The organism is Parabacteroides sp. AM17-47 (assembly GCF_003434625.1).
Classification (GTDB): Bacteria; Bacteroidota; Bacteroidia; order Bacteroidales; family Tannerellaceae; genus Parabacteroides; species Parabacteroides distasonis.
This window is the reverse complement of record NZ_QTLI01000007.1, coordinates 110,459-132,820: the sequence shown is the minus strand read 5'-3', so window position 1 is coordinate 132,820 and position 22,362 is coordinate 110,459. Positions and strand designations below refer to the sequence as shown.

The window sequence follows — 22,362 nt, the reverse complement described above, 5'->3', positions numbered from 1 at the left end:
ACGATTTAGAAACCAGCAAAATTCTGTATTTCACCTCGTTTTGCAGTAATTCAAAAGAACGCTTTTCCTAATTACAAAGTTAGCAAATATTTTCAATATATCACTGCTTTAGTTTGACTAATTCCGTATAAGCGATACCATCTGACAATTTATGATATTGCTTCAAGGTCTTCTCTAATCCCAAAGCCAATTCTTTCTGAATATACGATGGCACTATCGACTCATTGAACCTGTCGACAATTGATTGAATGTTTTGTAGCGGTTGACCTGTAATAACTATCTGGTTATACACAGCACTATAGTAATAATAGGCTTTATTTTCTGTTGACAATTGTATTTTTTGTTTGATATAGATCTGTTGTTCACGTATTCTTTGGGCAACCTTAAAAAAGGTATCAATTTTTTCAAATGCCTCCTGAGATATGTGCCCGACAACACTGTGAGCGTATTTATTCCACTGATTTTCTTCAAAAATTATAGTAGAGTAATGAATCGGCACTTCTTGGATGCAGCCGTTTATAAGCCCTTCAGATAATATATACTCAATGTTTTTCTCAATGTCATTTATCTGAAGCAACAAGATTGACACTGCGTTTCTCAATTCCTTTCGCTTATGGGCATAAAACTGCCATAATGCGATGCCGATTGTTGCCCCAATGGTAACAATCAGCACGAGCGTTTGAAATAAATTTGACTCCCAAAATGAGGTATTCATAATTTGTCTTTTTTGCAAAGTTACAAAAAAGACAGAAAATTCCACATGTATCTTTCTATTTTTTACCCGTTTATGATTTTGAACAATGCAGCATTAGACGGAATATTCAGTTCACAACATTGAATGTTCCTCTCGAAATATCAAAGAACCTATCGAAGAATGCTTTCAGTTTTGCAATGACAGTCTGTTTCTTCTTGCCCCAGTTATTTTACTTGATTTTCGAGAATAGAGGTATGGGCTGTAATATCTGCGTGATTTCAGTTCCGCCCTCTACATCTCCCTACCACGGAATGATGAATTTCCCTATCAACTCTTTTTGTTGCGCAAGTCTGAACTTGAATCAATGGTTTACATTCACCCATATTATTAGAAAGATATTTGTTTAAATCCTCCAACATCTTCGAAATCTTTATTTTCAGCGCAAATGTCAGGTTGTAAATAATCTTCTATGCCAGATAATTTTAATAGAATCTGTTCATCGCTTACAGTTATTCGGCTTCGGATTTTCTTGAAAAATTTAACCTCTGAATAAAGGACTTGCTTATCTGCTTCTATCATTTTTATGGCAAGGTCAATTAGTGTGATTTGTTCATCATCGGAAAGAACTGTATTTGAAAGTTCACTAAGGTAATCTTTCAAAAAGGCTTTTCCTTGACTATTAATCTGATTGACATACTCATTAATTGAGTATTCTACTTGAATCTCCTGAAAAAGGGTACTATTTTCGGTTAATTCTTTAATCATATCCACTTCTTCTTGTGCGATTTCTCCATCACAAGCACAGCAACAGAACAATGTTTTGAGATATAATTCATTTGTTTTCATATTCGTAGCATTTTTATTTAGAAACCGATTCTTCGGCGTGATTGTTGTATTTGTTCACCAGCCATTGCCGCTTTTATCCTTAAATATTTGTCAAGTTCGGATTTTGTCAATGACGGTTTGGTTTTACTAATAACATCTTCAAGAATAACCATTGTAATTCTTGATTTTTGTCGCAGAGCTATTCGTGAAGCGTCATTGACTATCATTTCCAAGTCTGCAGAAACATAATTTTCTGTCAGTTGGGCAAGCTTTTCATAATCTAAACCGAAATCATACGGTCTTGATTTCAGGTAAAGTTCAAACATTAAGGAACGAGCCTTGAAATCAGGAGTGCCAATATAATATTTTTTATCAAGACGACCAGCCCTAAGTATCGCAGGGTCGATCATATCTGGATAATTAGTTGCCCCAATAATAAATACACCACGTTCTCCTGTTCTATCCATTTGAGCAAGCATTTCATTGACAGCACTACGCGCCATCTCGTGTACATCGCTGTCACGGTTAGGTACCAATTCATTCATTTCATCAATGAAAATGATGGTAGGTGCATTTTCTTCAGCATCTTTGAACATCTGAGCAATATTCTCCTGAGTCGCATTTACGAAGCGGCTTTTGAGAGAACTTGGCTTGATTAGCATGAAATTAAAACCGACTTCTTCAGCAAAATGCTTTGCAAAAAAGGTTTTACCACATCCGGGAGGACCGTATAAAAGCATCCCATTAGGAATTGTCAAGCCATATTTCGCATACTCCTCTGGCGAATTAAGAGCGTCTATCACTTCTACGCGCATTTGCTCTTTCAGTTCTTCCATCCCAGCAATGGCGGAAAAGCCTTTCCCTTTTGGCACTGAATACGAAACTTTCTTTGTAGGAGTCTTCCCACTTTTGGCTTTCTTTTGATTGTCAATACGAGCGATTTTTATATCGCCATTCAAAGCCCGAATAAACTCATCTGCCGATTCAAATCTCTCCTCAATGTCAGATGCAAGGGCTTTCCGCATTATATTCATAATTTGTTCATCAAGCTCAAATTTATCGTTATCGGGAATATGAAGCGGCAATTCTCTTTGAGCATCAATCTTTTCGCGTTGAGCAGTAGCATCATTCTTGCAATCTGACAAGTCAACAAAATATGGTGGTATACCAAATATAAGATTATAAAGTATCGCACCGCTTGAGAAGATGTCTGACTTTACCGAAAACACACCATTCAATGCTTCGGGTGCCAAATAAAAAGGAGATAACCCGTTTTTATTAAAGGAAGAAGAACCTTGTGATAGGTAACGAGCATAGCCGAAGTCAATAATGCGAGGTACGTTAGTACCTTTCGACATATCCAGCATGACGTTTTGGATAGTCAAATCGTTGTGCATAATCGGCTCTTGTTGCGTATGAAGGAATTTAATGCCATTAAGGATGCCTAATACGATAGTCTTTGCATCATATACACTAAGACTCCCTTCACGAGCAATGTACTGTGAAGCCGTTTCACCACTGATATAATCGAATACGATATAAGCAAATTTGCGACCATCTAAAACGACCTCACCGTTATCGTGGTATTTGACGACATTAGGATGATTAAGTGTCTTTGCAATCTGCACCTCCAATATATTACCGTTTGCATCAAATTGAGTACGATGTAGTTTGGCGCAGTTGATGAGTTTGAGAAAGCGATTTTTCCCATCAGCGTCTTTCACGCGATAGGTTTCTGCATAATCACCTTCTTTGACTTGAAAGGTGATTATGTAGTTACCTAATTGTTGTCTCTTCGCAAGTGTAAACATACTATCCTCTATAAAGCCTGTCAAAAAAAATCAAAAATGCCTGACGATTCCCTAATGAGGACAACGGAATACTGCTAATATTTCCTTTTTCAATAAAGCCGAAAAATTTCTTCGAATGATTAATGTGTTCAATGACCAAGTTTCCATTAGATGTATAGATATTTTTGGTATTTGAAGGATTATATATTGTCCCATACACATCTACTTCATTACGAGAAATAGATAACGCATCAGAGTATAAAGTTTCTTCATTGAGAATACCGAATTTGACCTTCCCATCTTGGGAATGTTCAAGTACGAAGTGGGTTGTCCATACCTTTTCTACCATTTTCATCATACTGTATTCTTCATTTGCACCATTAGGATTCATTGGGTCTTTTGGATGTTTATCATCATAAGAACCCTCGGCAAAAAATATTCTGTTGAATTGATGGGTCTCCTTATCTTCTTTACCGAATATTGAAAAGTAATATTGAGTATTACTATAGGTATAATTCGTTTTTACGATGGTTTCGCCAGTAAAGAGATACTCCATGTCCTTGAAAAGATAAACATTGGAAGATGTAATGTTGTCTCTTGAATCTACAAACGATACGGTAGCAAATCCTTTATTACCTACAAAGTAATCTGTACCCGAAAAAGTGGTATCACAAACTCCAATAGTAACCAACAGAGCTATCACTGTAATTATAGCTCCCCATATATAGTGCTCATAAAAAAAAGACCAATACAATAATAAAATTATGCTACAAATTGAAATAGCAATAACCTTTCTTTTTTTAGATTCCTTGTCACTTAACTTTACGGTTTCAGGCTGATTGGTATCGCAGTATAGCACATTCCCGATTTCTGCGGGAATGTGCTTAAATATTGATGTATTAGCAGCTATTTTCTCAAGTTGCTCCGTTTTCCATATCTTTTCCATACACTTTAGAAGCTAACGCCGGGACCACTTGTTGGTGGTTCAATCATCAAATCTATGACCGAACGTACGATGGGATGAAGTGAACTTTCGGACGGATTGGTATTAGCAATTTCCTTACCTTGTTGCAGAAGTTGACGTGCTCTGGTCGCATCTTTCCATTGTATGGTATTAAAGTTACGAAGGTGGAAGTCAATGAAACCCATTAACTGATAGATGAGTGTCACTGCAACAAACAAGCTGTTAATATCATCAAGAACTATTCGTCCTTGACGAACATCCTTTGAACGGATAACGGAATCGACCTGTGAACGAACAGCGGCTACCTGTTGGTCATATTTGTTGCCAAGCTCATTATTCCCTTTTTCAAGGCGGTCGAATTCTTCCCTGATTTCAGCTTCAATGGAATCCCATTCATGCCCTTGCTCGACTTCTTCCATTTTCAGGAAAGCACGGCGAATGTCAGCCTGAAGATGCATCCTACCATCTTCGGAGCTTTTTTCACCGTCGAAACGGTCGTTAACCTCATTGATGAGTTTTTCTGCTTCTGCTGTCTCAGAATCCTTAATTGCAGAAGAAGATTTAAGGGCATGGAGTTTTAAGTTCGCAGAGTCTTTGAGCCTTTCCAGTTCATGAGATGTAATAACCGAGCGAGCTTCGATTTTTACATCTTTTTCCACGGTATCTCCACTGAAGGGAAAGAATGCTTCTAGTTTCAACATTTGCGAACGATTCACCTTGATAGTGATGTCAACATCACTTCCAACAGGGATTATTTGTCCAATCTCATCGCCTGTTATGACTACATCAAAGACATGGTCGTTATGAATCGCAGATGTGCCGTCTGCGTTGTGTTCACTTTGATAGATGGGTATCACCAAAGTGTCCTCAGTCATGCCGGGACGCAATTGATTACGAGTCTTAAGTCCATTGAGTGTACCGACAGCTGGAAGCTGCTGGTTCTTTTCAAGACCTTTTACCGACTTTACCACATTCTTTTCGAGACCACTATCGTGAGCCTCAATTGAGATATTGTAAGGCAAAACAGCATTGCCGACAACAATACCCTGCATGATATTTATCTCTTTAGGAAAGCAAGGGATAGTTGTCCCTTTTTCGTCATAAGCGTTGACAGCAAACGCATTATTTTTGCCTTCCATGAGTTGACACTCTATGACATCACCTATCTCATTGATTTCGACTTTTCCGCTTGACCAACCGTTGTCGCTACGTACAAGTTCTACAAACAGTTTGGATGGAATATAACCGGAACATTCCTCTTTTGATAGTTGTACGGTTACAAATTCGATTGGTTGAACCGAATTTGCTTCATAAGAAAGTGTGAGTGCAACAGTACCGATGGCTAACTCTTCTTTGACATCACTATCTATACCGGAAGCAAACAGTGCCGCCCCTTTTGCAACAGCTGTCATGGGGTCAATGTCGGTATCAACATCGGGCGTGACTTGTTTGCGTAGCATCTCACGAAGAACTGGAGAATAAGTTGGTCCACCTACAAGAATCAGTTTGTCAAGGTCGCTTCCGGACAAACCATTACGTTTAAGAAGCTGCTTGGTAATGTCGATTGCCTTTTGAAACACGAGTGTGAGTACAGATGCAAGCTGCTCTTGAGTGATAACCATGTCGAGTTCTATTTCTTCCCCCTCATCATCTTCGCCAAACTCATCAAGTTGAGAGGTTATGTCAGCTTGTGGTTTGAATGACAGTTGATTTTTCGCTTGTTCAGCATAGAACTTCATGGCATCACGAAGAATGTTTCTTGTGGTTTCATTCTCCATAATGTTTGTGATAGAGTAATTCTCTTTTAGGTAAGGAATGATAATGCTATCAACGATTGCATAGTCAAGGTTTTTGCCGCCGAGGTAATTGTCTCCTTCGGTGTCCTTAACTTGCATGATGCCATCCTCTACCTTGATAAGTGCAACATCAAATGTGCCGCCTCCAAAATCGAACACAAGCCATTGACCATTTTTGTTGGATGCGCTCAGACCATACGCCATAGATGCGGCAATCGGCTCTTGGAGAAGTTCGCAATGTTCAATACCAGCCTTTTGAGCAGCACGTTTAGTAGCTGCGATTTGGTCTGCTTTAAATTTGGCAGGGATTGTGATAACAGCGGATGTAATATTTTCATCACCGATAAACGATTTGAGAGCCTTCAAAACTTCGGCAGAAAGTTGCTCCGGAGAAAAAGTTTCTCCCATATTAGAACTCTCATACGATTTGTCCGTACCCATATTTCGTTTAAACTCAATGAATACGTTTTCGCGGTCATTAGACCATTTTTTCGTGGCACGTGATTTGTCTTGGCGGAGGTCGTTATAGGCACTATCTCCTACTTTTGCAATTTTCTTTTTGGTAAAAGATACGCACGATGGCAAAGTGTCTTTCAACGTGTCTGTCTTTTTAATGACAGGCTCGCCACTCTCCATTTTACAAATTGCGGAATTGGTTGTACCAAGGTCAATCCCGAATTTCATTTTAGCTTGAGCCATGTTGAATATATTTTTAAATGTTTTGACTTACTGTGATTTGAGCTGATTGAATCATCTTGCCTTTGTAATTGATTTGAGGCTTGATGATGCCCGTGATTATTTGCTTGCCTTCTGGTAGTTCCTCATCTTCAACAAAATTTGCTGTAACCTTCATACCCTCATGATAGTCTTTACCAAGCATATCTACAAGCTCATATCCATTGACAAGCAGATTGTCTTTCATTTGCTTGATTGACTTGGAAAGCTGTTTATGACCTCTTACAGAGTTATCCATTTTGTATAGTGTCATCTCCATAAAAGTGATACGGTCAGCAAGAGTGGTAATCAACTTCTGTTCACTTTCGGTATTAACTCCCGGTGCAGATACAAGTGCCCCAATTTGTTTAGAAATAACTTGTATGTCATTCATTTCAGTAGACAGTCTGTAGACTATTTCCTCGTTGAGTTTGTCGGCCTTGGCAGATAGATTTTCCACCTCGTTTTTACGTTTCGCTATTGCTTTTCCAAATATGAATGCCAGTATAATGAAAATCAGTGCAATCACAATGATAATCCATAGACCAGTTTGTGATTTTTCGCGAATCGTTTGATTGAGAGTGTTTGAACTTGCTTGAAGTTCAGAACGAGTGTTTGAGATGTTGACATTAAGACTATCAGCAAGAGCTGTGATGTCATTTTTTGCTGCGGTCAGTTCACCTTTGAGAGAGTCTGTTTCAGTCTTTTGAGTATCAATTGTTTTATTCAAAGTCCTGATTTTAGCTTTAAGCTCACGATTCTCCGTTTTGAGAGTTTGAATACCTGAATTCGCAATGTCCAATTGCTGATAGCAATGACGAAGCGAATCGTTAGCATTTGCACTTACGGCAACTTGAACTGTGAGCGCAAATAATAATGTAGTAATTTTTGTCATCCTAAAACGTTTGCTAAAAATATTATGATTGCTATTATAATAACCACCCAGCACCCTACTGGAAGTTCATCATCAGATGATGACGTTGAAGAAGATGGGGGCGTAGTACGTGGCGGCGTTGTTGTCCTCGTGGTGGTTGTGGATGCACGAGAGGAAGACTGGTAACTCGAAGAAGACGTGGAGATATGAAGAGTTTCGCACATTTCTTTGAGTGAACTTCTATTGGGAATATATCGCTTTGTGCGGAAATCAGTCTCCATGTCAAATCCATCCATAATTGTAGTTGCTTTCCATGCTTCACGTAGAACTGGTTTTACCTTACTATCTATAATTTTCGTTGGTGAATGCTCATCATCTAAATAATTTAATAGTTTTGGGTCTATTCCACTTTCTTTTATAACCTTTACTACAGCGCTAAAATAATTTTGTGCCGTGTTTATCTCTTCGATGAGATTGTATAAAGCATTTCCTACAACCTGAGTAGAAAGCGACAGATAGAACGTATTGGCCGTACCAATTTTAGCCTTTATTGTCTGAAGCAGTGGTTTGGTGTTATTAAGCAGCGTTATTGAATGTGAAATTTTATCAGGTTGCTGGCAAAAACGGCGAAGTTCCTCTTTGACTTTACGGGTTTCTATGGCAACTTCTGCTGGAGGCATATCATCAACTGCCTTTTTCAAAATATCATAGTTCTCTTGACATCTATCCTTGGTGAGCTGTCCTATTGCAATTTGTAAGGCATATGCTTGAAGGGGCATTGCTTTTCGAGGGCTTTCTACATCATCATCAGAGGCATTATTGTAGTAGTTGATACCACACTGGAGTATTTGTTTGGCAAGATTATCTGCTACCATCTGATATTTCGTACTAGTTACACCAACAATATCTCTCACTTGTTTGAGTGCTGTTTTTGTTGAATTCATCAACACCATTCCTGCGGTGAGATTTGCATTGGCATCTTTGGAATTTACTGACTTGGCGGCAGATATTGCAGCATTAATCTCTGCGATAGGTTCATTAACTGCTTTTTCGCTGATAATCGCTTTGTCCGAAGAATTGTTTACAGCTGATAATAATTTTGTAGCCGGTATCTCCGTGAGTAAGTCGGCAATGAACATTTCCGCTATCTCATTTTCTGACAAGGTAATATTTTGCAGGCCAAGTGTTTCAAGCAAATCGACTCTATAAGATTCGTTATGAATCACCTTTGAAATATTTGCATAACCTTCTGCAAAATTACCCTCAATAAACGCAAGTACTCCGAGATTGATTAAAGACGAGAATGACTCTCTCTTTTGGAATAACTCTTTAGCCTTGATAATATCTTTAGACTGTAAGTATTTCAATGCTACTCCATCTATTGGAGACGCATTTATAAACCAAAACAAGGAGTGTTTCAGTTGATAGCTGTCAAGGTTAATTGCTGTGATAGCTGCTGCGATGTTTTCTGGAGTTCTTAGAGGTACTTCCTCTATAATTCCATCGAAATCATAAGGGAATATAACCGACTTACCAATCTTAGCAAAAGCATTGAGCTTGTTTTGGTTGGCGATGCGTTCCCTTAAAGGGGTGTTTGATAACACCCCTAAAGTACGATATGGGTTATGTTTTATAAGTTTAATCATTGTCTAAAATAACCATTTATACTACCATCTCTTGCCAAGAGACGGACGAGTTACCCTATATCGTTGATATAGAGTTGTGTTTTCCTTTTTTATAGCTGATTTCGCAAAACATCTGGTATTTCTCGCAAAACAAAAAGCGTGACAACAAGTAAGATTTTCAGCGTTTTATGACTTAAGAATCATTATTTTGCGTAATTTTGCATTATAATATCCGTCTCTTGGCAAGCGTTGGGCAGATTCGCAAAACATTCACGGCTTCACAGCAAATCCAGTATTTTTTTATTGGCTTTATCCACCACTGAGGTATCCAGCGAAGCAAGATAGATTTGCGTGGTGTTCTCCGAATCATGCCCCATTCCCTCGCTAATGACAGAGATAGGCACATTGCGGCTTTTCGCAATACTTGCCCACGAATGCCGCCCGACATACATCGTCAAAGGTATCGGCAAGTCCAGCTGTTTTCCGATTTTTTTCAGCAAATGGTTCACCCGATGAAGCTCGTTGGCGTATTGTTTTCGATAATCTTCACCTCTTTTTGTGATGATTGGCAAAAGGTATTCGGTTTCGTTTACGGGATATTTGTCAACAATCTCCTGCATACATCTTTCCCATTTGATGAACAACTGCTGCCCGGTTTTGCGTCTGCGGTAGGAAAGAATGCCGTTCTGCAAGTCCTTCTTCCTCAGATAAGCCATATCAATGAACGACATACCCCTTGTGTAGAAACAGAATAGGAACATATCACGGGCAAAGTCAAGGTTTGGCTTCAACGACAAATCCAGCCCTTTGATGCATTTAAGGTCGCCAAGCGATATGGCTCGCTTCAAAGTTTTCTCCACTCCCGTATAGACAGACTTGAACGGATGCCGTTGTTCGGTCAATCCGTCTTCAGTGGCACGGTTATAAACCGCTTTCAGGATACGCATATAGAACGAGATGGTATTGGGCGAGTTGCCTCTGCCTTTTAGATAAGCCTCATATTCCGCTATCAGGTCAGCGTTAATCTGGTCAAACAAGACCTCTTTGTCATCCATAAAACTGCTGAAACTTCGGAGTGCTGCCGTATAGGTTTCCGAGGTGCGTATCTTCCCCAAGCGTTTCAATCTGGCAATCTGCTGGCGGATATAGTTGTTAAACGATGGCTCCTGCCTGTTGTCCTGAAAGCGCACGACTACATCATCCGTCACAAATGTGCCGGATTGGGATAAGGTCTGTATAATCTTGTTTAACCTGTCCTTATCCCATCTGATGCGTGAGCTTATCGAAAGCAAATGGTTGTTCCGCTCTTGCTTATTCGGAACACGATACAGTATGACCGCTTCGGAATGGGACTGCCATTCCGAAGCGAAAAGTTTATAGTCGGTATATATCTGCCTAACCACACGGTTATGAATCACCTGATAGTAGATTGTGCCCTCCTTGCCGCCTATGGTGGATGGGCGAAACTTGACCTTGACCGATGCCATGTCAGTCGGATTTGGATTGGTAACATTTCTCCATCTCCCTTGAAAGCTCTACAATCTCACGGCTCAGTTTCACAAGGTCGATGGTACACTTCTCCAGCTTGTAGAGCAACGCCATCGCCTTCTTCTCCGAGAAGTGGATGCGTAGCTCCTTGACAACCTGATTGTAGTTCGTGCCTATGTAGCGGAACTGGGCGTGGAAGTCCGACAGTTTGGTATAGTAGTCCAGCATCGTCTTGTCCACTTTCAGCACCTTGAACTTCTGACCGAAGAAGTGCGCCTTGAGAAAGACTGCCTTCGCGTACACGTTCGATTCCTCATACATCGTCAGAAACCTGTTCCATTCTACATCATCGAAGCGCACCATCACACAGTGTGTCTTCGGGTTCAACTTGGGATTTCTCCCGTACTTGCTCTTCTTCATGCTTCTTATTCTTTTAATTTTATGGCTTGTCCATTGCTTAATCTTTGATTAATGAACCCCGAAATTATCCGACTGCGGAGGATAATTCTGCCCACGGCGGTGAAGGCATTTTCAGTTACTTAGAATTATTCGGGTAACTGAAAATATATCTTGCTGTGTCTTTGAGGACACAAAAATCCTCCGCCTGTCGGATTGATTTCCGAATGTAATAACTCACTTTGTGTATCGGTCGAACCGATGGAGTACATCCAACGGCTCAACCGATTCCACCGTAATCCCGTCAGAGTTTGCGCCACTGCTCGATGTCATTCCGGTAGGCATCGAGGTGCAGGCGGACAAGGTTTTCAATCAGTCCGGATGCGCTCATGCCCTTTCCTCCGAGGTAGCGGACAACCCTGTCCAGCTCGTCACGCACCGTCTCACTGACGAACACAGGCTTGCGGTTAATAATCTTGGGAACTTGCAGATAGGTGGTGCGGTACTCCTCCAAAGACAGCCTGCGCTGTTTGCTGCTGATGCGCTTCTGCGGCATTGCCGCTTCCTCGGTCGCCACTCCTGAAGGTTCATCTGTCATAGGTATTTCTGCTTCTTCCGTGACGGTCTTGCCGAGCTGTTCCGGCTCCTCCGGTTCCAGACCGATACTCCTGTAGAAGTCGTCTATCGACTTGGAGGTGTAGGGTTCCCTGCGCCCCATTTTTTCCACGATTTCACGAGCCTGTTGCTCTGTAATGTTTGGTTCTTTTTTCATTGTAAAAACAAATTGATTAAGTTATTGAATGTGGTCTTGGTCTATACCTCGACCGATTATCGGGAGCGAAGTAAGGTGCTTTAATGCAGTCAGTCAAGCACTTGGATTTTCTTAGGCATTTTTGTTCGGTTTTGCTTTATGGAGACTGACAAATCGGTGCGGACTTCACCGATTTGCCGGATATGAATAGCTGAAAGGACAAAGGTACGATTGGGGGCTATTTTAAATTAAGCCCTTATTTTGGCTGTGGCTTCTTTATAAAACATGGGAATTAAAGGCTGAACGGAAATCGTATTCCACCGGCTTGCTCACAGATAACCGGCAAGCAGTACCCCGGACAATGACTACCGAATCGGCGCAACACGCTGCCACTTTTTGAAAATCCATTGCATGACAGCGGATAATGTATTTCTTTGTGGCAAAAGAAACAGTAACAATTAAAAGAAAGGCAATATGGAAATCGTATCAATCGAAAGAAAGACCTTTGAGGCAATGGTCGCCAAGTTCGACCGTTTCGTCAGCCGTATGGATGCCATCTGCCATCGGCACGGGGAAAAGAAAATGAGCGAATGGATGGATAATCAGGACGTGTGCCGTATGCTCAACATCAGCCCTCGCACGTTACAGACGCTTCGGGATAACGGCACGCTGGCTTATTCACAGATAAACCACAAGACGTATTACCGTCCCGAAGACGTGGAGCTCATTGTCTCCGTTGTGGAGGATAGAAGAAAGGAAGCGAAGTTCAAAGGCAGGACTATCTGATAACTAAATAGAGTGACAACAATAATTCCACTAAATCCAAAGTAATATGAACGAACTGATTAATAAAGACAACAAGTGGATAATCCACTTTATGGGCAGTCTTGACCGACTGCTTGATAATGTAGAGCACCTGACCGCCAACTACCGCCCGACATTGGGCGGTGAGCGTTTCTTCACTGACAAGGAGGTGTCGGCACGGCTGAAGGTGAGCCGCCGGACACTTCAGGACTACCGCAATGAAGGGCGTATCGCCTATATCCAGTTGGGCGGTAAAATCCTCTACCGTGAATCCGACATTGAAAAGATGCTGAATGACGGCTACCGCTCCGCCTACCGACAGGCAGCAATCTGATTTTCTTGAAGGAGCGCAGTTTGCCGTATGCCCTGTATTGCGGCAGCAATAGACTTCCGACAAAAAGAAAAAAGGAATGGCTTACAGACGAAGCGCAGTATTGACACTTCATCCGTAAGCCGTTCCTTTTCTGCTCTTATAATTACCCATCAGTTGCTTATTTTTCGTTGTCGGAGCCTTTCAAACGTGTGGCAACGGAAACAAGTGGCTGACGGGATGACCTCAACTATACCATCGGTTATTACTCCTGCCACAGGAAACAAACAACGTAACAGGCGTTTCTCTTTTGGTGGTGCTGATTTCATTTATTATAAACCGTCTGAACAAAGCACTTTCTTTACTGCATATCCTGAATGCAATGGCTATAACCATTTCAAGGTTGTAAACGTCATAACTGATACCATCCGGTTGCCTGATATATCGCATCGTATCGGCTTCATTCAGTTCATTGTTCTTATAGATTACCCGTATCGTCTTGCGGACATTGCACGAGAACACCCCGAACAGGTCGGCAATCTCAAATTGCATCATCCATACGGGTGCGGTCGGCATAGTGACTGCACCCGTTTCACTGATTGTTATTATGCCTCTGCTCATAATTCCTTTATTTTATGATGATTATTTGCTATTTCTTCTTTTCGCCAGCCGATATTTCCTTTCTTCGTTCCATCAGTTTGTCCATATCTTTGGAAATTTTATCATCGGTTATCCGTGCATATCCCTGTGTCGTTCTAATATTGGAGTGTCCCATCATCTTGGCGATACTTTCAATGGGTATATCTGCCGAAATCAAAAAAGTGCCGAAGCTGTGCCGACTTTGGTGATAGGTCAAGTTTTCCTCTTTCCCTATGGTTATTCCCAATTCGTGAACCTCAAACCATAGGGCATCACGGTTGGGAAGAGGAAACACGGGCTTCTCGTCATCGGTCGTGTTGTACAGCGACAATATCCGTTCCGCTATGGGATGTAAGGGTATGAACGCCTCCACCTTTGTCTTTTTGCGGTTGATGCGGATGTACCGTCTGCCATCAGCGTTTGTTCCGATATGGTGGGGATGAAGAAGTTTGATGTCCACATACGCCAGTCCTGTCATGGTGGAAAATATGAAAGCCCGTCTTGCCAGTTCCATACGCTTGTCATACATCGGTATGGAAAGTATCTTCTTGAACTCCTCACGGCTGATGTACCTGTGCCTTGCTTCCGGCTTTGTCTCATACTCCAGGTCCTCACAGGGATTTACACGGAGAATCTCCTTGTCTACGGCAAGATACAACAGGCGGTTCAGCCAACGCAGGCAATGGTTGGTCTGGGAAACCCCGAAGTTCTTGCATTTCTTCAAGTGGGCTTTGTAGGACTTGCCGAAATCCTCCGTCACTTCTTCAAGGGGAATGTCCTTTTTACCGATGGACGTAAGAAAATCCGTCAGGTACTTCTGATAATACATTGAACTTCGATAGGAAGAAGTCGAGTCTATTTCTTCGGAATGCTTCTTCAACCGCTCACGTTCCCATTCACCCATCTGTAGAAGAGTGGTCGGATGGATGTTGTTCAAGGATATGTGGTTCTTCAAAATTTCGGCACTGACCACACTTTGTGATTTCAGTATCTCATTGTAGGCTTCCTCTGTCAGGCGTAAATATTCTTGTAAGCGGTTATTCTCCCTTACGGATTTAATCTCGTTTTTCTTGCTGTTCCATTCTTCCGGTCGGCAATAAATTCCCGTACTGATGGCAGTCTGTTTGCCGTCAATGGTTATACGGCAGAGTATGGCGGTCGTACCGTCAGCCTTTACTTTGCTGCGGTTAATGTAGGGCAAAAGTGAAAATGTGCTTCGCATATCGTTTTCTGTATTAAAGGATTAAAGAACTAATTGAAAATCTTTGGTGGCTTCTATGAACTTGTCCATGTCCTCGAAAAGTTTCTTAGGGCTGACACGGGCATAGACCTGTGTTGTGGAAATATCGGAATGTCCCAGCATCCTGCTGATGGTTTCTATCGGCACACCAGCTTCAAGCGTAATCAGCGAGGCGAAGCTGTGCCTCGCCTGATGGTAGCACAAATCATCCTTGATGTCTGCCAGTGCCGCCAACGCTTTCATGTGTCGTCTGAGATTTGACCAATGCAGCAAAGGGAACAGGGTGTCCCTATCCTCACTATGATATTTTTCAATCAGCGCAATCGCTTCCGGTAACAGTTTCACACTGGCACGAAGTTCGTTTTTCTTTCTTCGATACTTCAACCACAAAGCACCGCCCTCATCAGTATATAGGTTCTCGTGGGTAATCGAGACAACATCCGCATAACAGACCCCGGTGTAGCACCCGAAGAGAAACATATCCCTTGCCAGTATATGGGATTTGCGGTAAGCGGGTATTTCCACATCACGGATTTTCTCAAACGATTCACGACTCAATGCCCGTGGTGTCGTTTCCGTCTTCTTTGGTAAGGTAAAATGCTGGAAGTGGATTCTGTCGGCATATCCCTCCTTATATGCCAGACGGCATATCTTCTTCAGGATGGCAAGATGATGGCGGACGGTATCAATCGCATAGCCTTTCTCTTCCGTGGCAAAAGACTGATAGTCGTGGATGAATTGTTCCGTCAGTTGTCCGAAAGCCAAATCCTTGACCTTGTACTTGCTCTCGATGAACTCCCCGAGCGTCAGACGCATATAGTGATAGCCGGGATAAGTCCCTTTCGCACGGTCTATGCCAATACGTGCCTTGATGTCGTCACAGACTGCATCTGTCATTTTCATGAGGGTCATCTGTGTTTCCATGCTTCCTTGAAAATGATTCTTCACATCGGTGGCATCAAAATCCACTTTACGGCTTACAAGGTTATCGAAGGCGTTGTTCACCGCCAACAGCAACTTCTCAATCTTGGCATTTGTTTCCACCGCTTCCTTGCTCTTGCCGTTCAGACGGCTTTCACGGGGATTCCACAGTTCCGGTGTGCAGGACAGCTTGCAACCGAACTGCGCCATTGTCCTGTTTACCGTGATGCGTCCCATAATGGGAGCTTTACCTGACTTGTCCGGTCCGCTCTTTTTGAGGTAAAGCAACACCTTGAATTTTTCTACTTTCATACGCTTATATTTTTTTAGTGCAAAGTTACTTGCCATATAAGCGCTCTTTGATACGCAAAACACTGTGTATGAGCGCAAACAAAACGGTGATGTTTTCTTTTCATCGCTTTGTGTTACCTATTCCCGTTTCGGTAACTACCCGGCTAACGGTTTGGTAACTGAACAACCTCAATATTCCGTTGTCGTTTGCATTTTCCACATTTTGCAGAATACAGAAATACAGCTCATTTCAAACGACTTACGTTTAATCTTTACCTATTCACTATTGCTTGCTTCGCCTTGTATATTCCACATCGCTAGACACTCGTATGCAACCCTGCAACTCGCCGGAGGAACAGACATTTACACGGTCAGCAAAATGCTCGGTCATACGAATGTCCGTACAACTCAAGTGTATGCAAAGGTTGTTGATGCTAAAAAGGAAGAGGCAACCAAGACGATTAAGCTGGATTTGCCAATGACCGAATAACCTCTTATATCATTTCATTTAAGTCATAAGCCATCTGCATCTTCATGTGGGTGGCTTTCTGTTTCTGTGCATTTTTATCTTCACAACCTTATGATTCAATGATGATTCGCTTATGCCGAGAGGCATAAGCGAAAAAATCTAATAATGGAATTTGTCATTATAGATGCTGATAATCAGCGCATATTGTTTATGATTCTTATGACCTGCTGATGTTTCTTTATGTGATATTTGTCACCAATAAATCAGTATTGGGATTTGCCATTACTTTGCGGCAAAATCAACTGATAATGATATGGAAGACAAGAACATTACATTTGAAGATTTGCCCAAGGCAATGTCATGGATGATGGACAAGTTGAATAAACTTGACTCCAAGATTGACGGTCTGAACAATATCCCGCAAATACGGCCTGCCGACCAGTGGATGAACCTGAAAGAACTGTGCGAATACCTGCCCAGCCATCCGGCGGAACAGACCGTTTACGGATGGACGAGCTGCCACCAGATTCCATTTCATAAGAGAGGCAAGCGCATCATGTTCCTCAAATCGGAGATTGACGCATGGCTTCATGACGGCAAACGGAAATCACAGAAGGAACTGGCGGAAGAAGCTGCACAATTCATTAATGCCAAACGAAACAGACCGTTCTAATGGATTCACTTGACTTGTGCAACAGCATCAGAATGGAGTTCGAGGGTATCATAGAGAACAAGATACCTTTGGACGTGTTTCCTGCCAAGTTGCAGGACATGGTTCTGGCATTAGCACGGCAAGAGAACTATTCCATTGAGTACACAATGGCATCCCTTATTGCAGCAGCATCAACGGCCATCGGCAATGCGGTCAACATCCGCATCCGTGGCGGCTGGGTTAGCAGTCCAATTCTATACATGATATTGATCGGACGGCCAGGCATGGGTAAAACACCTCCGCTTGACTTTGCTTTTCGCCCCATCCGAAAGCTTGATGCCAAAGTCATTAAGCAATTCAAGATAGATATGGAAAACTACAATTCCATACTAGAAAGTCAGAAGGGCAAGAAAGATGAAAGGCCGTCATTGCCGCCCAAGCCGATTTTGAAGCGAACAATCATTTCGGACTTTACCCCTGAGGCTCTTATTCGTGCACTTAACGATAATCCAAGAGGTGTGACCGTGTATGTGGATGAAATAATGGGAATGTTCAACGCCGTGAATCAATACAGCAAGGGGCAACTGATAGAACAGCTCTTGACGGCTTTTAGCGGTAAGCCTCTTGATGTGTCAAGATGCAGTATGCCGATACCTATTCACATTGAGCGACCTTTTATAAACATAGTCGGCACGATGCAGACTACCCGTGTGCATGAACTGGTCGATAAGGGGTACAAGGACAATGGCTTGCTGGATAGGATAATTTTCGTATATCCCTCGTCGCAGGAAATATCAGACTGGCCGATTGACGAAGATTTCACAGCTTCATCGTTTGAGAAGTATTCTGCCTTGTGGGAAGATGTAATCAACCGTATTTGCGAGATTTGTTTTATAACGGATGAGAATAACGACTACGCTTTACAGAACGTACTGAATTTTTCTCCAGAGGCTGGTACCTATTTTACCAACTGGCGCAATGGCCTAATTCATAAGGTAAACCAAATAAAGGATGACGGCTTGGTTGACAGTCGGATAATGAAAATACCCATGATTGCTGCACGGTTGGCTTTGGTATTTCAGATACTCCGATGGGCTTGTGGCGAAGTACACAAGGATTTCGTGGATATAGATTCCATTAAATCGGCCATCAGATTAAGTTCCTATTTTGAAGACTGTTATTCAAACATACAAAGATTCATGTTGATGGAGAGCATAGAACCGCAAAAGAAAGAATTGCTTGACAACGTACCAGCCTTGTTTTCTACCGCCGAAGCCATCCAAGCAGGAAAAGAAGTCGGCCTGTCCGAAAGGTCTGTGATGTATATGTTGGTCAACCTTACAACGAGCAAGGTTATCAGGAAAATCAAAAGAGGAGAATATGAGAAACTGCAATGAGCTACACGGTTTGCACCTTGCAGTATTTGCAGTTTGCAGTTCAGAAGACATGGGTAACCTGCAAAACTGCAACAACTGCAAACTGCACGAACTGCATTTATAAAAAAGGAGGAACTATGACTGAATACAGATTTACGCTCCAAAAATACAAGCGAGGCTCTAAGCTGACCTGTCCTAAATGCGGAAGGAAGCAATGCTTTGTCAAATATGTTGATACGGAAGGGCAGATTGCCTTTCCCGATTATGTAGGCAGATGTGACCATGAACATTCGTGCCAATACCATTACAAGCCATCGGATTATTTCAAGGATAATCCCGTTGCATTGGAAGAAAGGAAGTCGTGGAAGTCACAAGCAAAAGTTATGCAGCCCAAGCCAACAGATTACATTGATCGTGACATTATGCATCGCTCGCTTGCCAACTACGAACTGAATCCGTTATTCATCTTTCTTTCGGGTGTATTGGGTGAGAAAGAAACATCCCGGCTGTTCAAATTATACTGTGTCGGGACATCCAAGAAATGGGGAGGCTCCACGGTGTTCTGGCAGATTGACCGACAAGGAAAAGTACGAGCAGGAAAGATAATGTTGTATAATCCGACAACAGGACATCGGGTAAAAGAACCGAGAAGCTATGTGAGTTGGGTGCATACGGAATTGGAACTTGAACACTTTAACATGAAGCAATGCTTGTTTGGCGAACATCTTTTAGCTGGCTATCCAACAAAAGCTGTAGCCATTGTGGAGAGTGAGAAATCCGCTTTAGTGGCCAGCCACTTCATGCCTGATTTTGTATGGTTGGCAACTGGAGGAATACACGGCTGTTTCAAGGCTGACACCGTTGGCGTATTAAAGAACCGTGCCGTAATTCTTTGTCCTGATTTGGGAGCGAAAATGGTTTGGCAGGAGAAAGTGCAGTTGCTTTCTTCCGTTTGCTCCAAGGTGGTTTTCAGTGAAAAACTGGAGCAGTGCGCTACAGACGAACAAAGGGAAAAAGGATTAGATATAGCTGACTTTCTGCTGATGGCGGACACTCCCATGATGACGCTTCAAAAAATGATAAAGCGATGTCCGAGTTTGCAAACGCTCATTGACCAATTTCAGTTAGAGTTAGTTGAACAATAAATAGAAATGAAAATGAAGAAAGACGTTTATTATTGCATAGTGCTTTCCGACAGCCAGCTTGATTTTCTGACAGGAAGCAAGTACGGCATCGACCGCATGAAGGTATTGAAATGCCTCATTGACGCTGTGGTCATTAAGGAAACGAAGTACGAAAAGAAAGGCTTTGCCGTTACATTGCATATCGGGCAAGCCGCCCTTTCGGAAGTTGAATTGGCTACCCGTTTAGGCTATGACAAGAAGACTGTTTCGAGGTTACTTGACAAAATGGCCGAGTTGGGGATTGTCACATCCGAACAGACCAACCGCACAAGCATACACACCGTGCATTGTGTGTCGGCATGGTATACGGACAATCAAAAGATACTCAATCCGTATTACGTGAGCGTGAAAGAGCGGCACCATTGTGTCGGAGAGATTGGCGACAATGGTATAGATAAAGATGGTATCTCTGCCAATACGCCAAATGATGGAATTGGAAAGTCGGATACCTCCGCCTGTTGTAACAGTGAACAGCCGTCTCTATCCCTTATTTTGGGCAATAATGTTCATGACGGAAACGGAGCGTAAAACCTAATGAAACCGAGACCGTTGCAAAATGCCGTGTATTGGCTTTCAAAAGATGGCTTTTTACAATGCGAAACACGGCCTTTCACGCTGCATTTTGTGACCTTTTGGAAAAGCGTTGGTTTATGGCGGAATTGGGGCTTGTTCTTATGAAGCGGTTGAAAGCACTTTTTTGAGGAATGAATGTAGCGGAGTACGTTTGTTTTAGACGTTTATAAAGACTTCGGACAAACCGCCCGCTCTGTGAGTCATGATATATCCAAAGTTCGTGTCAGGACTGTTACAAGAATTGCCTATGTCGCACAAAAACGCTCCGCGCTTCCATGCCACATAAGCCGTTACAGCCGCTCGCAAGCTCGCACCGGGCTGACCAGTTTTATTTATTTTATCGTATCACCTTATTACAAATCATTAGATATGACAACAACGGAAGAAAACAAGGACGAAAAGAAAAAGGATATAAAGCGCACAAAGCGGTTGGAGGCCAGAGTGACCGAAAAAGAATACGCAAAAGCCGTGGAACTTGCCGAGACCTGCGGTTTGACTTTGAGCGACTATATTCGAAAATGTGCTTTGGGGCAGCATCCGAGGCGGCGGCTTACCGACAAGGAGGTGGAAGCCCTTTGCAGTCTCTCTGATGCACGGGGCGCACTAATGCTAATAGCGGCAGCCGTCAAGTCCATACAGAGCAGCCATCGGGCGCAATACTTCGCAGACACCCGTTTCGTGGAGCAGTGGATGCGTGCAGCCATTCCCCTTATAGCCCGTTGGAATGAAATTCAGGAATACATCACCCAATAAATCCTCAACCAAATGATAGCAAAAGCGGCCACCATCAGCCACGGCGGAAACGCCGTCCGCTATTCGGTCAACAAGGACAAGGCCGAGATCGTGAAAGTGAACTTTCTGCCCGATGACATATCGGCTGAAGCCATGTACCAACGTATGGTACTCAAGCAAAAAGAATTTGCCAATACAATCAACAAAGGCAGACCGCTCAAACGGAATGTGATAAGAATGGAAATATCCCCAACTAAGGAAGAATCCGCAGGCTGGATGCTGGACGATTGGGTTAGATTGGCAAACGAGTACATCCAAGTATTCGATTCCATTGACCTCTCGAAAAAGACTAAACGTACCAGTGCGAAATCCACCAACGTAAAGAACAGTCAGTATGTAGTTGCTCTCCATCATGATGCAAAGAGTGGCATACCTCATCTGCACATAGATGTGAACCGTGTGGACATGGATGGAAAAGTCAACGATGACCACTTAATAGCGGAACGGGCAATGTCGGCTGCGTACATTATCAATGAACGGCGGGTATGGGTACAGCCGGAGGATATTTACGAGAAACGCAGGCTGGAGATTGCTGGCACTTGCATGGACGTGCTTCGCTCCTTGCCGAATTTCAGTTGGTCAGGCTATGAGGCCGGACTAAAAGCACACGGCTACGGCATACACTTGCAAGAGGATGACAAGGGGAATGTACGAGGCTATTCTATTCTGTCGGGCAACTCCAGTTATAAATCCTCCATTCTCGGTAAAGGCCGACATCTCATGCCTTCAAAGATAGAAGCGACATGGGCAAGGCTTCATGGAGAGCGGAAATCTTCGCTAATCCCAAATACCGAACAGAAAATACGGCCAGCTACCGTTTCGACTGAAATGCCACAGACAAACCGTCCGGCTCCAGTTATTAAGCACTACGACATTTCCACGGATGAATATCACCATTACCATGTGGCCATACCGGAAGAAGCGGACGAAATCATCTGCAAGGAATGTTCCGTGCCGGATGACAATCCCTTAGCAACTATAGAAGATGTACAGAAAACCGCCTTGCTCCTTTTTGCTGAATACCTTGACGGTGCAACGAGCATGGCTGCATCCAGTGGCGGCGGAGGTTCTGACATGAGCGGTTGGGGAAAGGATAAAGATGAGGATGAACGCGAATGGGCAAGGCGATGCGCTCAAATGGCTAATCATCTTTGCAAGCGCAGGAGGGGTTTACACAGATAATTGTTTCACTCA

At 42.7% G+C, this 22,362-nt stretch carries 21 protein-coding genes and 1 pseudogene; 9 read left to right on the top strand and 13 right to left on the bottom strand.

Features of this window, described 5'->3' with window-relative positions:
* Window positions 1-100: 100 nt before the first annotated feature.
* The 10 genes from DW205_RS07180 to DW205_RS07130 form a co-directional block, all read right to left on the bottom strand.
* Window positions 101-715 carry a hypothetical protein gene (locus DW205_RS07180; protein ID WP_016662248.1) on the bottom strand — a complete coding sequence of 205 codons (615 nt, stop codon included), beginning with the start codon at window positions 713-715 and terminating at the stop codon, window positions 101-103.
* Between the two features lie 366 nt (window positions 716-1,081).
* Window positions 1,082-1,540, bottom strand: a complete 459-nt coding sequence (locus DW205_RS07175) for a hypothetical protein (protein ID WP_016662247.1) — start codon at window positions 1,538-1,540, stop codon at window positions 1,082-1,084.
* Window positions 1,541-1,557: 17 nt separating this feature from the next.
* The gene (locus DW205_RS07170; RefSeq protein WP_057328986.1) at window positions 1,558-3,330 is read right to left on the bottom strand and encodes an AAA family ATPase; all 1,773 of its coding nucleotides are present in this window, start codon (window positions 3,328-3,330) and stop codon (window positions 1,558-1,560) included.
* Window position 3,331: 1 nt separating this feature from the next.
* Window positions 3,332-4,255, bottom strand: coding sequence for a hypothetical protein (locus DW205_RS07165; RefSeq protein WP_117741760.1), 924 nt, complete (start codon window positions 4,253-4,255; stop codon window positions 3,332-3,334).
* A 5-nt stretch (window positions 4,256-4,260) separates the two neighbouring features.
* A complete protein-coding gene (locus DW205_RS07160; RefSeq protein ID WP_117741759.1) occupies window positions 4,261-6,768 on the bottom strand; it encodes an Hsp70 family protein in 2,508 nt (835 codons plus the stop codon).
* Between the two features lie 13 nt (window positions 6,769-6,781).
* Complete coding sequence (locus DW205_RS07155; RefSeq protein WP_117741758.1) at window positions 6,782-7,678, bottom strand: hypothetical protein; 897 nt, start codon at window positions 7,676-7,678, stop codon at window positions 6,782-6,784.
* A complete protein-coding gene (locus DW205_RS07150) occupies window positions 7,675-9,303 on the bottom strand; it encodes a hypothetical protein (protein WP_117741757.1) in 1,629 nt (542 codons plus the stop codon). The genes DW205_RS07155 and DW205_RS07150 overlap by 4 nt, the downstream gene beginning before the upstream one ends.
* 257 nt (window positions 9,304-9,560) lie before the next feature.
* Window positions 9,561-10,769, bottom strand: coding sequence for a site-specific integrase (locus DW205_RS07145; RefSeq protein ID WP_117741756.1), 1,209 nt, complete (start codon window positions 10,767-10,769; stop codon window positions 9,561-9,563).
* 1 nt (window position 10,770) lies between these two features.
* Window positions 10,771-11,190, bottom strand: coding sequence for a conjugal transfer protein MobA (gene mobA, locus DW205_RS07140; RefSeq protein ID WP_117741755.1), 420 nt, complete (start codon window positions 11,188-11,190; stop codon window positions 10,771-10,773).
* 280 nt (window positions 11,191-11,470) lie between these two features.
* The gene (locus DW205_RS07130) at window positions 11,471-11,938 is read right to left on the bottom strand and encodes a DUF3408 domain-containing protein (RefSeq protein WP_117741754.1); all 468 of its coding nucleotides are present in this window, start codon (window positions 11,936-11,938) and stop codon (window positions 11,471-11,473) included.
* Window positions 11,939-12,391: 453 nt separating this feature from the next.
* Here DW205_RS07130 and DW205_RS07125 point away from each other — a divergent pair, with 453 nt between their 5' ends.
* A complete protein-coding gene (locus DW205_RS07125) occupies window positions 12,392-12,703 on the top strand; it encodes a helix-turn-helix domain-containing protein (protein ID WP_117741753.1) in 312 nt (103 codons plus the stop codon).
* 46 nt (window positions 12,704-12,749) lie between these two features.
* On the top strand, window positions 12,750-13,055 hold the full coding sequence (locus DW205_RS07120; RefSeq protein WP_117741752.1) for a helix-turn-helix domain-containing protein: 306 nt from the start codon (window positions 12,750-12,752) through the stop codon (window positions 13,053-13,055).
* A gap of 222 nt (window positions 13,056-13,277) precedes the next feature.
* Here the strand turns inward: DW205_RS07120 and DW205_RS07115 are convergent, their stop codons facing one another.
* Genes DW205_RS07115 through DW205_RS07105 form a run of 3 tightly spaced genes read right to left on the bottom strand, consistent with a single transcriptional unit; the run spans window position 13,278 to window position 16,143 of the window.
* Entirely contained in the window at window positions 13,278-13,652 is a 375-nt protein-coding gene (locus tag DW205_RS07115) for a hypothetical protein (protein ID WP_117741751.1), read from the bottom strand.
* Window positions 13,653-13,680: 28 nt separating this feature from the next.
* Window positions 13,681-14,892, bottom strand: a complete 1,212-nt coding sequence (locus tag DW205_RS07110) for a site-specific integrase (RefSeq protein ID WP_117741750.1) — start codon at window positions 14,890-14,892, stop codon at window positions 13,681-13,683.
* Between the two features lie 21 nt (window positions 14,893-14,913).
* Window positions 14,914-16,143, bottom strand: a complete 1,230-nt coding sequence (locus DW205_RS07105; protein WP_117741749.1) for a site-specific integrase — start codon at window positions 16,141-16,143, stop codon at window positions 14,914-14,916.
* A 286-nt stretch (window positions 16,144-16,429) separates the two neighbouring features.
* Between DW205_RS07105 and DW205_RS22820 the strand changes: the two are divergent.
* The 7 genes and pseudogenes from DW205_RS22820 to DW205_RS07070 all read left to right on the top strand — a co-directional run.
* A pseudogene (locus DW205_RS22820) lies at window positions 16,430-16,612 on the top strand (tyrosine-type recombinase/integrase); the annotation flags it as partial.
* A 292-nt stretch (window positions 16,613-16,904) separates the two neighbouring features.
* Window positions 16,905-17,264: a helix-turn-helix domain-containing protein gene (locus DW205_RS07095; protein WP_005864702.1), complete on the top strand. Its 360-nt coding sequence runs from the start codon at window positions 16,905-16,907 to the stop codon at window positions 17,262-17,264.
* Window positions 17,264-18,640 carry a DUF3987 domain-containing protein gene (locus tag DW205_RS07090; protein ID WP_005864700.1) on the top strand — a complete coding sequence of 459 codons (1,377 nt, stop codon included), beginning with the start codon at window positions 17,264-17,266 and terminating at the stop codon, window positions 18,638-18,640. Before DW205_RS07095 ends, DW205_RS07090 begins: the two co-directional genes overlap by 1 nt.
* 116 nt (window positions 18,641-18,756) lie before the next feature.
* Complete coding sequence (locus DW205_RS07085; RefSeq protein ID WP_005864699.1) at window positions 18,757-19,764, top strand: DUF6371 domain-containing protein; 1,008 nt, start codon at window positions 18,757-18,759, stop codon at window positions 19,762-19,764.
* 12 nt (window positions 19,765-19,776) lie between these two features.
* Window positions 19,777-20,331: a MarR family winged helix-turn-helix transcriptional regulator gene (locus DW205_RS07080; RefSeq protein WP_005864697.1), complete on the top strand. Its 555-nt coding sequence runs from the start codon at window positions 19,777-19,779 to the stop codon at window positions 20,329-20,331.
* A gap of 414 nt (window positions 20,332-20,745) precedes the next feature.
* Window positions 20,746-21,129, top strand: coding sequence for a hypothetical protein (locus tag DW205_RS07075; RefSeq protein WP_005864695.1), 384 nt, complete (start codon window positions 20,746-20,748; stop codon window positions 21,127-21,129).
* Window positions 21,130-21,141: 12 nt separating this feature from the next.
* Complete coding sequence (locus DW205_RS07070; protein ID WP_005864693.1) at window positions 21,142-22,350, top strand: relaxase/mobilization nuclease domain-containing protein; 1,209 nt, start codon at window positions 21,142-21,144, stop codon at window positions 22,348-22,350.
* Window positions 22,351-22,362 lie beyond the last annotated feature (12 nt).